Genomic DNA, 12,740 nt, shown 5'->3' with positions numbered 1-12,740 from the left:
GGTCGAACGCTTCTTCAATAAACTCAAGCAATTCAGAGGTATTGCCACTCGCTACGACAAAAACCCTCTGAATTTTCTGGCAGCCGTAAAGATCGTCGCCACCAGAATCTGGATCAAAGCGTTATGAGTCTACGGCCTAGCTTGGCAATTGCAACACGTATGCTGCCGGCGGGAACGGTTGCACCACCAGACATCTGGTTTCATACAACGACAGGTAAGATTGAGACCGTTCGGAATGAAATGGGGCCGCTCGGCGCTCATTTTGGCGTTATGCCTATCGCTTTTGGGCAGACTAAGCTTACGGATGTTGCTCGTACAGTTGGTTCGGGCAGTGTTCACCATCAAGGCGATGGGGGAGAAAGTTTCAGCTATTTGTGTTACACCCTGAATAGTTCCGGCAAATCTGTGCGTTTATGGTTGACGTCTACTGAGCTTGGTGGCGGCGAATACGTTGAGGGTCTAAGCGTACTTACCCTTGCCGGTTCACCGTCATATGGCACGGAAACTTGCCCCGTTCTCGATCTCTATTCCTGGCGTGTTACGTTGGACAATGGTCTTTCGGTCGGTATGCGCAAAGATGATGTTATTCAGATGTTTGGGATGCCATCAAAACAGAGCGGACACATGATCGCTTATCGCTATCAAACAACGCGCATCAAAAATGCAATTACCTACGATGTTGACGGGGATGTCTATATTTATTCAGAGGGCGGGATAGTGAGAGGCTTTTCAGCGAGCCTCACTGAAACCAGCTAAACACATCATATCCAGCCGTCGGTTTTCAAGGCCTTGGCAAAGCCTCGGCTGACCGGGGCATTGAAGCCACCTTTAAGCGTAAAGCTGATCCGCCCGCTGGTGCGGACCGTATCGGTGACGGCAGCCTTGGCCACCCACCAGGACCGATGCGTCTGCGAGCCTTCGATGCCATCCAGTTCGCGGATGGCATCATAAAGCCGCATCAGGATCAGGGTGTCGCCAGCGGAGGTATGGACGCGCAGGTAATGGTCCTCGGCCTCCAGGGCGTGGATTTCCGCGTGGCGGAATTTGAACGGCAGGCGTTCGCGGAAAACCGCACCAGGTTCAGTCTGCACATCCGGCGCAAAGGCGTGGCTCTGGGCGGGCGTGCCGTTGACCAGGACGTGCAGGGCCGCCATGGCCACCGTGATCACCAGGACGGGCTCCACCAGACGCACGAGGCGTGCCGGATCGAGCGCATGATCGCTATTGAAGGCCGCTGTCACCAGCCAGACCATGACGCAGATCAGCGGCGTGGTGATGGCGATCATGGCCGCTATGGTCTGCCACAGGTTCAGGCTGGCAAAGCGGTCGAGCATCCGGCCGGTCACCTGCGCGATCAGCGTGCCGAAAACCATCAAGATCAGCCAGTAGGGGAAGCGGATCAGCAGCGGCACACTGCCCGTGCCGTTGGCGGCGGTGAAGGTGAGCAGCAGGGCCATGCCGAGCGCGATGCCATAGGTGCGCAGCCAGTGCGGCCCGATGACGGTCATGATCAGGCGTGTCATTGACGAAGCGCCAGCGGCGCGGGGCGGCATTTCACGAATTAGGTCGGGCGATTCACGCATGGGGCCGGGCATCCAGAACTGAACGCTGTCTTATGGGGCATCCGGTTTTCAAAGACCATCCCATTTTCACGGACCTCGCATGACATTCCTTGACCACTACGCCCATCCGCACCTGCCGAACCTGGCCCTGATCGGCCATGTGCCGCCGGTGATCCAGATCCACCTTCTGGCGGCGCTGGCGGCCTTTGTCATCGGCACCATCCAGATATTCGGCCCCAAGGGCACCGGCCTGCATCGCATCCTCGGCTGGACGTGGGTGATCTTCATGATGACGGTGGCGGTGTCATCGCTCTTTATCAAGATCATCAATCACGGCCAGTTCAGCTTTATCCATATCCTGTCGGGCATCACCCTGGTGGTGGTGCCGCTGCTGGTCTATGCCGCGCGGAAAAAGGATATCCGCACCCATCGCAAGCAGGCGATCAACCTCTATGTCGGCGCCCTGCTGGTGGCCGGGCTCTTCACCTTCCTGCCAGGGCGCCTGATGTGGCAGATGGTTTTTGGCTAAGGGTTAAATCGTATACGTTTTCAGCGATGCGGTGATAGCGGCCTGACAACGCTGTCGCTGTAGCTGGCATTGCGGTAGCGCTACCATTGTTTGTGCGGCAAGCAAAAGATCACGCAATCAAAATCACGCTGATCATCAATTTTATGTGTGTGAGCAGTTGCACACAGACGCGCGGCTCTCTATAAAGCGGCCCGATCACTTAGGACGGACAACGGAGTTCGCCCTCTCATCAGGGCCGGTCGCGCCAATTTCGGTTGGTCTGGCGGGCACTTCCCTAAGTTCTGCAAATTGCCAAGATCGGTTCCATGAACATTCACGAGCATCAAGCCAAGGCCGTCCTCAAAGAGTTCGGCGTTGCCGTTCCGCGCGGATATGCCGCCTTCTCCCCCGACGAGGCCCTGAAGGCCGCCAAGACCCTGGCTTCGGAAGCCGGCTCCAAGGTTTTCGTCGTCAAATCGCAAATTCACGCCGGCGGGCGCGGCAAGGGCCGCTTCGAGGGCCTGGGCCCGGATGCCAAGGGCGGCGTCCGCGTCGTCAAGTCGCCGGAAGACGTCAAGGCCAATGCCGACGAAATGCTCGGCCGCGTGCTGGTGACCCACCAGACCGGCGCTGCCGGCAAGCAGGTCAACCGCCTCTATATCGAAGAAGGCGCCGACATCGCCAAGGAACTGTACCTGTCGCTCCTGGTCGATCGCGTGTCCTCCAAGGTCTCGGTCGTGGCCTCGACCGAAGGCGGCATGGACATCGAAGACGTGGCGCACTCGACGCCCGAGAAGATCCACACCTTCACCATCGATCCCGCCACCGGCGTCTGGCCGACCCACACCCGTGCGCTCGCCAAGGCGCTGAACCTGAAGGGCGATGTCGCCAAGCAGGGCGCCAAGCTTCTCCAGCAACTGTACGCGGCGTTCAATGCCAAGGACATGGACATGCTGGAAATCAACCCGCTGATCATCACGGGTGATGAAAAGCTGATCGTGCTTGACGCCAAGGTATCGTTCGATTCCAACGCCCTGTTCCGCCATCCGGATATCGTTGCCCTGCGCGACGAAACGGAAGAGGACCAGAAGGAAATCGAAGCCTCGAAATTCGACCTCAGCTACATCGCCCTCGACGGCGAAATCGGCTGCATGGTCAATGGCGCCGGTTTGGCCATGGCCACGCTCGACATCATCAAGCTCTATGGTTCAGAGCCCGCCAACTTCCTCGATGTCGGCGGCGGCGCCACCACCGAGAAGGTCACCGCGGCCTTCAAGATCATCACCTCCGATCCGAAGGTGAAGGGCATCCTGGTCAACATCTTCGGCGGCATCATGAAGTGCGATATCATCGCGCAGGGCGTCATCGCCGCCGTCAAGGAAGTGGGCCTCAAGGTGCCGCTCGTGGTTCGTCTCGAAGGCACCAATGTCGAACTCGGCAAAAAGATCATCAACGAGAGCGGCCTCAATGTCATCGCCGCCAACGATCTGGCCGATGCGGCTGCCAAGATCGTCAAGGCTGTGAAGGGTTAAGTCACAATGTCCGTTCTTATCGATAAAAACACCAAGGTCATCACGCAGGGCTTCACCGGCGCGCAAGGCACCTTCCACTCCGAACAGGCCATCGCCTATGGCACCCAGGTCATGGGCGGCGTCACGCCAGGCAAGGGCGGCCAGACCCACATCGGTCTGCCGGTCTTCGACACGGTTGCCGAAGCAAAGGATCGCACCGGCGCCACCGCCACCGCCATCTACGTGCCGCCCCCCTTCGCCGCCGACTCGATCCTGGAAGCGATCGAAGCCGAGATGGAACTGATCGTCTGTATCACCGAAGGCATTCCGGTGCTGGACATGGTCAAGGTCAAGAAGGCGCTGCAAGGCTCCAAGTCGCGCCTGATCGGGCCGAACTGCCCCGGCGTTCTGACCCCAAACCAGTGCAAGATCGGCATCATGCCGGGCAACATCTTCTCGGCCGGTTCGGTCGGCGTAGTCTCGCGCTCGGGCACCCTGACCTATGAAGCCGTGTTCCAGACCACGAATGCCGGCCTTGGCCAGACCACCGCTGTCGGCATCGGCGGCGACCCGGTCAAGGGCACCGAGTTCATCGACGTCCTGGAAATGTTCCTGGCCGACGAAGCCACCAAGTCGATCATCATGATCGGCGAAATCGGTGGCTCGGCCGAAGAAGACGCCGCGCAGTTCCTGCGTGACGAGGCCAAACGCGGCCGCAAGAAACCGATGGCCGGCTTCATCGCTGGCCGCACGGCGCCTCCGGGCCGCCGCATGGGCCATGCCGGCGCCATCATCTCCGGTGGCAAGGGCGGCGCGGAAGACAAGATCGCGGCGATGGAAGCGGCGGGCATCAAGGTGGCCCCGTCTCCGGCAGCGCTCGGTGAAACGCTTTTGAGCGTTTTAAAGGGTCTTTAAATAGTCTGATTTATGCCCCAGAGCCTTATGGCCCTGGGGCATATTTTCGTGTAATAGGGTTATTGCTGCGTGGCTCGCCAGGCAGCATATAAAGAACCGGCCCAAAACCGGCCAAAAAACCGGAGCGTGGTGTCGTTATTGGCCACGGTCCACATCGTCCTCAAGCCCCAAGGGTGGTTGGACACTACATATTGCGAAAGGGAGACGGTGTCGTAATTGGCCGTCTCGATGGTTGCACACATGGCGGACGATTCCAGTCGGCTCAATCAGGTCTTTGCCGAGACCTCGTTTCTCTACGGCACAAACGCGATCTTCATCGAGATGATGCAGGAACGCTGGGCGCAGGACCCCAATTCGGTCTCTCCCGAATGGCGCGCCTTCTTCGATTCCCTCATGGACCGGCCGGAAAACGTTGCCGCCAATGCCGCGGTCGGCGGCTGGGCGAACCCGGTCAACACGCCGCGCGACGAGCTGATGTCAGCGATGGATGGCGTCTGGCCGGCGGTTCAGGCCAAGGTCGAAAAGGCCATCGCCGCCAAGACGCCGGGCGTTTCGCCGGCTGACCTGCAGGCCGCCTCGCGCGATTCGATCCGCGCCCTGATGCTGATCCGCGCCTTCCGTATCCGCGGTCACCTGCAATCGAACCTCGATCCGCTCGGCCTGGAGCCAGTGCATCAGAATCCGGAACTGACGCCGGAATACTGGGGCTTCACCGCCGCCGACATGGACCGCAGCATCTTCATCGATGGCGTGCTGGGGCTGGAATCGGCGACCCTCAAGGAAATTCTCACCATCGTGCGCCGCACCTATTGCGGCAATGTCGGCGTCCAGTACATGCACATCGCCGACCCGGCCGAAAAGGCCTGGGTCCAGGAGCGCATCGAGGGCCGCGACAAGGAAATCTCCTTCACGAAGGAAGGCAAGATCGCCATCCTCAAGAAGCTGATCGAGGCCGAGGGCTTCGAGCGCTTCTGTCACCGCCGCTTCCCCGGTACCAAGCGCTTCGGTCTCGATGGCGGTGAGGCCATGATCCCGGCGCTGGAGCAGATCATCAAGCGCGGCGGCGCGCTCGGCGTCAAGGACATCATCTTCGGCATGGCCCACCGCGGCCGCCTGAACACCCTGACGGCGGTCATGGGCAAGTCCTATCGCGCCATGTTCCACGAATTCCAGGGCGGGTCTTCCCTGCCGGCCGATATCGAAGGTTCGTCGGACGTGAAATACCACATGGGCGCCTCTTCGGACCGCGCCTTTGACGGCAACACTGTCCACCTGTCGCTGACGGCCAACCCGTCGCACCTTGAAATCGTCAATCCGGTCGTGCTCGGCAAGACGCGCGCCAAACAAGCCTTCCATCTGCGCGGCCAGACCGATGCCGCCACCCTGGCTTCTGAAAAGGGTCCGGATCGCGGCATGGCCATGGGCCTGCTGATCCACGGCGACGCGGCCTTCGCCGGCCAGGGCGTCGGCATGGAATGTCTGGCCCTGATGGACCTGAAGGGCTACCGCACCGGCGGTACCCTGCACTTCGTCATCAACAACCAGATCGGTTTCACCACGGCGCCGCGCTATTCGCGCTCGTCACCCTATCCGTCGGACGTGGCCCTGATGGCCCAGGCGCCGATCCTGCACTGTAATGGTGACGATCCGGAAGCCGTGGTCTTCGCCGCCAAGATGGCGACAGAGTTCCGCCAGAAGTTCGCCAAGGACGTGGTCATCGACATGTTCTGCTATCGTCGCTTCGGCCATAACGAAGGCGATGACCCCACATTCACCCAGCCGCTGATGTACGCCAAGATCAAGGACCATCCGTCGACGCGCGAACTCTATTCGTCGCGCCTGATCGCCGAGGGCGTCCTGACTCAAGGTGAGGTCGATGGCTTCATCGCCGAGTTTGATGCCTTCCTCGATGCCGAATTCGAAGCCGGCAAGACCTACAAGGCCACCAAGGCCGACTGGCTGGATGGCAAGTGGTCGGGCCTCGGCCTGCCGGAAGAAGACGAGCGTCGGGGCTCTACCTCCGTACCGCGCGCCAAGCTTGTAGAACTCGGCACCAAGATCACCACGATCCCGAACGATGTCGACGCTCACAAGACCCTGCGCCGCGTCATGGAAGCGCGCCGCCAGATGATCGAGACCGGCGAGAACCTCGACTGGGCCACCGCCGAGTCGCTGGCTTTCACCTCTCTGCTGGATGAAGGCTTCCCGGTCCGTCTGTCGGGTCAGGATTCGATCCGCGGCACCTTCTCGCAGCGCCATTCAGCCTTTGTCGACCAGCGCACGGAAAACCGCTACTTCCCGTTCAACCACATCCGTGACGGCCAGGCCCTCTATGAAGGCATCGATTCGGCCCTGTCGGAAGAGGCGGTGCTCGGTTACGAATACGGCTATTCCCTGGCCGATCCGAATACGCTGACCCTGTGGGAAGGCCAGTTCGGCGACTTCGTCAACGGCGCCCAGGTCGTCATCGACCAGTTCATCTCTTCGGGTGAGCGCAAGTGGCTGCGTATGTCGGGTCTCGTCATGCTGCTGCCACACGGTTACGAAGGCCAGGGGCCGGAACACTCCTCGGCCCGCCTGGAACGCTTCCTGCAAATGTGCGCCGAAGACAATATGCAGGTCGCCAACTGCACGACGCCATCGAACTACTTCCACATCCTGCGCCGCCAGATCCACCGGCCGTTCCGCAAGCCGCTGATCCTGATGACGCCGAAGTCGCTTCTGCGTCACAAGAAGGCCGTATCGTCGCTGTCGGAAATCGCCGAGGGTTCAAGCTTCCACCGCGTGCTGCACGATGACGCCGAGCGCAGGCCAGAGGTTTCCGGCATCAAGATCGCCGCGGACGACAAGATTCGCCGCGTGGTGCTGTGCTCCGGCAAGGTCTATTACGACCTGCTCGAAGACCGCGAAAAGAAGCAGATCAAGGACGTCTACCTGATGCGCCTTGAGCAGTTCTATCCGTGGCCGATGAAGTCGCTGATGACCGAACTGGGCCGCTTCAAGAACGCCGAGCTGGTCTGGTGCCAGGAAGAGCCGAAGAACATGGGCGGCTGGACGTTTGTCGAGCCGTGGCTGGAACTGACGCTCGACCGCCTGAACATCAAGGCCAAGCGCGCCCGTTATGTCGGTCGTCCGGCCTCGGCCTCGACCGCCGCCGGCACGATGAGCCGCCACCTCAAAGAACTCGAAACCTTCTTGAATGAAGCCTTCGCCTAAGGGCGGAGGTTTCCTTTCACGTTTCTCATTCCATTCGCTGAACAGCACACAAAAATTCAAAACTGGAGCCTGACCTATGGCTGACATCCTCGTTCCCGTCCTGGGAGAATCCGTAACCGAAGCCACCATCGCCAAGTGGACGAAAAAGTCCGGCGACACCGTCAAGAAGGACGAAATCCTCGTCGAGCTGGAAACCGACAAGGTTTCGCTCGAAGTGGCCTCGCCTTCGGATGGCGTCCTGCAAATCCTCGTCGGTGAAGGCGAAACCGTCACGCCGGGCATCGTGCTTGGTACGGTCGGTGGCGCTGGCGCTTCGGCTGCCGCCCCGAAAGCGGCCGCGGCTCTCGCTGCTGCCCCGGCTCCGGTCGCTGCGGCACCCGCTGCTTCCGGTGCGGCTCTGATTGAGGTCAAGACCCCGGTCATGGGGGAATCGGTGGCCGAAGGCACGATCAGCACCTGGTCGAAGAAGGCCGGTGACGCCGTGAAGAAGGATGAAGTCCTGGTCGAGATCGAGACCGACAAGGTCGCGGTCGAAGTCTCCGCCCCCGCCGACGGCGTTCTGGTCGAGATCATTGCCGCCAATGGTGCCACGGTGACGCCGGGCCAGACCATCGCCCGCATCTCCATCGACGGCAAGGCCGCCGTTGTTGCCTCGGCCCCGGCCGCGGCTGCACCCGCCGTCCCGGTGGCTGCTGCCGCTTCTACTGACAAGCCGCTGTCGCCCGCCGTTCAGCGCATTGTTTCCGAAACCGGCCTCGATCCGAACAGTGTTTCGGGCACCGGCAAGGATGGCCGCATCACCAAGGGTGACGCGCTGGCTGCCCTCTCGACTCCGGCACCTGCCGCTACGGCCCCGGTTCCGGCGCCTGTCGCTGCCGCCCCGGCCGCGCCGCGCGCCACCGGTCCGCGTGAAGAGCGCGTGAAGATGACCCGCCTGCGCCAGACCATCGCCCGCCGTCTGAAGGAATCGCAGAATACGGCCGCCCAGTTGACGACCTTCAACGAGGTCGACATGACGACGGTCATGGCCCTGCGCAACACCTACAAGGACGCTTTTGAGAAGCGTCACGGTGTCAAGCTCGGCTTCATGTCGTTCTTCGCCAAGGCCGTTGTCGCCGCCCTGAAAGACATCCCGGCGGTCAATGCCGAGATCGACGGCACCGATATCATCTACAAGAACCACTATGACCTGGGTATCGCCGTCGGCACCGAAAAGGGCCTGGTCGTGCCGGTCCTGCGCGATGTCGATACCCTGTCGCTGGCCGGCATCGAAAAGGGCATTGCCGCCCTCGGCAAGCAGGCCCGTGACGGCACGCTGACGATCGATCAGTTGCAGGGCGGCACCTTCACCATCACCAATGGCGGTATCTACGGTTCGCTGATGTCGACCCCGATCCTCAACATGCCGCAGGTCGGTATCCTGGGGATGCACAACATCGTGCAGCGTCCGATGGTGGTGAATGGCCAGATCGTCGCCCGCCCGATGATGTACCTGGCGCTCTCCTACGATCACCGTATCGTCGATGGCAAGGAAGCGGTCACCTTCCTGGTCCGCATCAAGGAAGGTCTGGAAGACCCGCAGCGCTTTATCCTCGACGTCTAGTCGTCACAGTTTTGAGTGCGTTTGGCCCGCCGTCATGGTAATCCGTGACGGCGGGTTTTCGTTATGGAATGATGCGTATGAAGCGTCTGTTCGTTGTATTGCTGTTCGGCTGTCTCACCGGTTGCCTGACCGTCCCGCGCGATGCCACCGTATTGAATGAAGCCGCGGCGGCCAGTGTGCCGGAATTCCCCAATGCCCGCTTCAACGCCGATGACCCGACCCTGGCCGGCCGGCTCGAAACAGATATGCGCGCTACGGCCGCCAGGACGCCTGCCGCCGGCCCTTATCAGATACTGGCACTTTCCGGCGGCGGGGCAGATGGCGCTTTTGGCGCCGGGGTGCTGATCGGCTGGACCAAGCGCGGTGACCGGCCGCAATTTAATGTCGTCACCGGTGTTTCGACCGGCGCCCTGATCGCGCCGTTTGCTTTTCTCGGCCCGGAGTATGACGCCCGGCTGCGCGATGCCTATACCAGCGGTGCCGCAGCCAGGCTGACGTACAAGCGCGGGCTTTACGCCGCCTTCACGCCGGGCATTTTCCAGGCCGGGGAGCTGCGTGACCTGGTGGCGCGCTATATCGATGACGACCTGCTGGCTGCCATTGCCCGCGAACATCTGAAGGGCCGGCGGCTATTCGTCGCCACCACCAATCTCGACAGCCAGGAAGGCGTGGTCTGGGATCTGGGCGCCATCGCCCTGGAAGCGCAGACCCATCCCTATAAGCGGGTGGCGGCGCGCGAGTTATTCTGCAAGGTGCTGGTCGCCTCGGCCAGCGTGCCGGGGGCCTTCGCGCCGGTGATGATCGAGACCGATACGGTCGGCGACCAGAATCCCGACGCCTTGGGGCCGAAGGGACATCCGCTGCAGGAAATGCACGTCGACGGCAGCGTCACCCTGCCGTTCTTCATCCTGCCGGAATCGATGCTCGACTGGACCGTGCCGGCTGACCTGCGCCATGGCGGCCATGTCTATGTACTGGTCAATGGCAAGATCAATCCGGCCTATGCGGTGACCAAGAACAATGCCGTCACCATCGCCGCCCGCAGCCTGGAAACCATCACCAAGGCGCAGGCGCGCGTTACCCTGGTGGCGCTGAAAGCCTTTGCTGAGCGCAATGATCTCAGCATGTCGGTCACGGCCATGCCGGATGACTTTATCGATGGCGGGATGCTGGCCTTCGATACCGAGAGCATGAACAAGGTCTTTGACAAAGGCTACGCTATCGGCCTGTCACCGCAGAACTGGACCGATAAATAAGCTACAGTTGCGGGACTGGCCAATGCCCGTCCTTTGGGTTAAGCTCGTCTTAACCATAACTGATGGGCAGGTGACAGGATGAAGTATGTAAGGGGCTTCCTGGTTCTGGTGGTGATTGTCTATGTCGCCTGGATCGCTTTCCCGGTTGTCAAAGCCTTCCTGTTTCCGCCGGTCGATAACGGCCCGACGATCACGGCGCGCTCGATGGATTCCACCGATTATTCCGGCGGTTTCAATGCGCCTATGCCTGGCGAACAGGCCGCGCCGATAACTGATTCCATCCAGGGCGATACGGCGGTGACGGCGATCGTCACCGACAACCAGCCTGTGGTCTGGCTGTGGGGCGCGGTTATTACGCTGTACCTGCTGGCGGCCTTTCTTCATGCCAATGGCAATTTCCGCGCCGCCTTCATCTATATGCTGGGTTTCGCCGCCGACCTGATCCTGACCTACCTGACCAATGGCGACCGCAGCTTGGGCCTGGCCGACAAGCTTTTCAACGTGCTGTCCGGCTGGGATCCGCGCTATACCCTGACCCTGGTAGCCCTGGTTCTGGGCTTTTTCATCTACATGTCACGGTTCCGGCCGATACCGAAGGTCGGGCGCGCCGCGCTGTCCTGACCCAGGGCGCAAAAAAGTCCTCAAGCCTTGCGTAATTGACTTGACCCGAAGGGGTGAGGCTCCTAGCTAACGCTCAACAGATTTCCTTATGTGAGAGGGCTTTCGCATGGCTGACGACAATTTCGACGTAGTGATCATCGGCGGTGGTCCCGGCGGCTATAATGCGGCGGTGCGCGCCGGCCAGCTTGGCCTGAAAACCGCGATCGTTGAGTCGCGCGGCGTGCTGGGCGGCACCTGCCTGAATGTCGGCTGTATGCCCTCGAAGGCCCTGCTGCACGCTTCGGAACTGTTCGAGGCGGCCGGTCATGAGTTCAGCACCATCGGTATCGAGGTGCCGGCGCCGAAGCTCAACCTCGTCCAGATGATGAAGGCCAAGCAGGACAGCGTCACGGCGCTTACCAAGGGCGTCGAGTTCCTGATGAAGAAGAACAAGGTCACCTATTATGCCGGCTTCGGTAAGATCACCGGCCCTGGAAAGGTCGTGGTCGCGGGTAATGACGGCACCACCTCGAACCTGACCACGAAGAACATCGTCATCGCCACCGGCTCCGAGCCGACCCCGCTGCCGGGCGTCGATGTCGACCAGAAGCAGATTGTGGATTCCACCGGCGCCCTGTCGCTGTCCGCCGTGCCGAAGTCGCTGGTTGTCGTCGGCGCCGGCATTATCGGCCTCGAACTGGGCTCGGTCTGGCGCCGCCTCGGCGCGCAGGTGACCGTGGTCGAGTTCCTCGATCGCATCACGCCGGGCATGGATACCGAAACCGCCACCGCCTTCCAGAAGACGCTGACCAAGCAGGGCTTCGCCTTCAAGCTCGGCACCAAGGTCACCTCGGCGAAGACCAGCGCGAAGGGCGTGGAACTGACGCTCGAACCCGCCGCCGGCGGCGCGCAGGAAAAGCTGAATGCCGACGTGGTGCTGGTCGCCATTGGCCGCCGTCCGTTCACCAAGGGCCTCGGCCTGGAATCGGTGGGCGTTACGCCGGATCAGCGCGGCTTTATCCCGACCAACCACTTCAAGACCTCTGCGCCGGGCGTCTGGGCCATTGGAGACGTGATCCTTGGGCCAATGCTGGCGCACAAGGCGGAAGAAGACGCGGTTGCCTGTATCGAACTGATCGCCGGCAAGGCCGGTCACGTTGATTACAACCTGGTGCCTTCGGTCGTCTATACCTCGCCGGAAGTGGCCTGGGTCGGTCAGACCGAAGAGCAGGTCAAGGCGTCGGGCGTGGCCTACAAGACCGGCAAGTTCCCGTTCATGGCCAACAGCCGCGCCAAGATCAACCACGAGATCGAGGGCTTTGTGAAGTTCATCGCCGATGCCAAGACCGACAAGGTGCTGGGGGTTCACATGATGGGGCCGCAGGTCGGTGAAATGATCGGTGAAGCCTGCGTATTGATGGCCTTTGGCGGCGCGTCGGAAGACCTGGCCCGCACCTGCCACCCGCACCCGACACGGTCGGAAGCGGTGCGCCAGGCGGCCATGGGCGTCGAAAACTGGACCATGCAGATGTAATAGCTTATGGGGCGTGGGGTCTGCGGCCCCACAAA

General features: G+C 61.2%; 10 protein-coding genes and 1 pseudogene. 10 read left to right on the top strand and 1 reads right to left on the bottom strand.

All coding sequences use genetic code 11. The features are described from left to right. Both ACTHND_RS16905 and ACTHND_RS16900 read left to right on the top strand, forming a co-directional pair. Positions 1-127 (top strand): annotated as a pseudogene (locus tag ACTHND_RS16905) (IS5/IS1182 family transposase); the annotation flags it as partial. A 14-nt stretch (positions 128-141) separates the two neighbouring features. Continuing rightward, positions 142-756: a hypothetical protein gene (locus ACTHND_RS16900; RefSeq protein ID WP_440179139.1), complete on the top strand. Its 615-nt coding sequence runs from the start codon at positions 142-144 to the stop codon at positions 754-756. Positions 757-761: 5 nt separating this feature from the next. On the opposite strand, the gene ACTHND_RS16895 is transcribed toward ACTHND_RS16900, so the two are convergent. Then, on the bottom strand, positions 762-1,523 hold the full coding sequence (locus tag ACTHND_RS16895) for a LytTR family DNA-binding domain-containing protein (protein ID WP_440179138.1): 762 nt from the start codon (positions 1,521-1,523) through the stop codon (positions 762-764). A gap of 139 nt (positions 1,524-1,662) precedes the next feature. On the opposite strand from ACTHND_RS16895, the gene ACTHND_RS16890 reads away from it, so the two are divergent. The 8 genes from ACTHND_RS16890 (at position 1,663) to lpdA (ending at position 12,705) form a co-directional block, all read left to right on the top strand. Then, positions 1,663-2,091, top strand: coding sequence for a DUF2306 domain-containing protein (locus tag ACTHND_RS16890; RefSeq protein ID WP_440179137.1), 429 nt, complete (start codon positions 1,663-1,665; stop codon positions 2,089-2,091). Positions 2,092-2,396: 305 nt separating this feature from the next. Continuing rightward, positions 2,397-3,602: an ADP-forming succinate--CoA ligase subunit beta gene (gene sucC, locus ACTHND_RS16885; protein ID WP_440179136.1), complete on the top strand. Its 1,206-nt coding sequence runs from the start codon at positions 2,397-2,399 to the stop codon at positions 3,600-3,602. 6 nt (positions 3,603-3,608) lie between these two features. After that, the gene (gene sucD / locus ACTHND_RS16880; RefSeq protein ID WP_440179135.1) at positions 3,609-4,496 is read left to right on the top strand and encodes a succinate--CoA ligase subunit alpha; all 888 of its coding nucleotides are present in this window, start codon (positions 3,609-3,611) and stop codon (positions 4,494-4,496) included. A gap of 240 nt (positions 4,497-4,736) precedes the next feature. Continuing rightward, complete coding sequence (locus ACTHND_RS16875) at positions 4,737-7,712, top strand: 2-oxoglutarate dehydrogenase E1 component (protein WP_440179134.1); 2,976 nt, start codon at positions 4,737-4,739, stop codon at positions 7,710-7,712. A gap of 76 nt (positions 7,713-7,788) precedes the next feature. Beyond that, complete coding sequence (odhB, locus tag ACTHND_RS16870) at positions 7,789-9,315, top strand: 2-oxoglutarate dehydrogenase complex dihydrolipoyllysine-residue succinyltransferase (RefSeq protein ID WP_440179133.1); 1,527 nt, start codon at positions 7,789-7,791, stop codon at positions 9,313-9,315. Between the two features lie 77 nt (positions 9,316-9,392). After that, complete coding sequence (locus tag ACTHND_RS16865; RefSeq protein WP_440179132.1) at positions 9,393-10,571, top strand: patatin-like phospholipase family protein; 1,179 nt, start codon at positions 9,393-9,395, stop codon at positions 10,569-10,571. A gap of 78 nt (positions 10,572-10,649) precedes the next feature. Then, positions 10,650-11,192 carry a hypothetical protein gene (locus ACTHND_RS16860; protein WP_440179131.1) on the top strand — a complete coding sequence of 181 codons (543 nt, stop codon included), beginning with the start codon at positions 10,650-10,652 and terminating at the stop codon, positions 11,190-11,192. Between the two features lie 106 nt (positions 11,193-11,298). After that, positions 11,299-12,705, top strand: a complete 1,407-nt coding sequence (gene lpdA / locus ACTHND_RS16855) for a dihydrolipoyl dehydrogenase (protein ID WP_440179130.1) — start codon at positions 11,299-11,301, stop codon at positions 12,703-12,705. Positions 12,706-12,740 lie beyond the last annotated feature (35 nt).

The sequence above is a fragment of the Asticcacaulis sp. genome (genome assembly GCF_051954415.1).
Lineage (GTDB): Bacteria > Pseudomonadota > Alphaproteobacteria > Caulobacterales > Caulobacteraceae > Asticcacaulis.
Note: the sequence above shows the minus strand (reverse complement) of the source record. Positions and strands in the feature narration are given on the sequence as shown.

Excerpts from the sequence above, each read along its gene's own strand:
- ACTHND_RS16895 (WP_440179138.1), bottom strand. The coding sequence starts at position 1,523 with ATGACACGCCTGATCATGACCGTCATCGGGCCGCACTGGCTGCGCACC.
- ACTHND_RS16890 (WP_440179137.1), top strand. The coding sequence starts at position 1,663 with ATGACATTCCTTGACCACTACGCCCATCCGCACCTGCCGAACCTGGCC.
- sucC (WP_440179136.1), top strand. The coding sequence starts at position 2,397 with ATGAACATTCACGAGCATCAAGCCAAGGCCGTCCTCAAAGAGTTCGGC.
- sucD (WP_440179135.1), top strand. The coding sequence starts at position 3,609 with ATGTCCGTTCTTATCGATAAAAACACCAAGGTCATCACGCAGGGCTTC.
- ACTHND_RS16875 (WP_440179134.1), top strand. The coding sequence starts at position 4,737 with ATGGCGGACGATTCCAGTCGGCTCAATCAGGTCTTTGCCGAGACCTCG.
- odhB (WP_440179133.1), top strand. The coding sequence starts at position 7,789 with ATGGCTGACATCCTCGTTCCCGTCCTGGGAGAATCCGTAACCGAAGCC.
- ACTHND_RS16865 (WP_440179132.1), top strand. The coding sequence starts at position 9,393 with ATGAAGCGTCTGTTCGTTGTATTGCTGTTCGGCTGTCTCACCGGTTGC.
- ACTHND_RS16860 (WP_440179131.1), top strand. The coding sequence starts at position 10,650 with ATGAAGTATGTAAGGGGCTTCCTGGTTCTGGTGGTGATTGTCTATGTC.
- lpdA (WP_440179130.1), top strand. The coding sequence starts at position 11,299 with ATGGCTGACGACAATTTCGACGTAGTGATCATCGGCGGTGGTCCCGGC.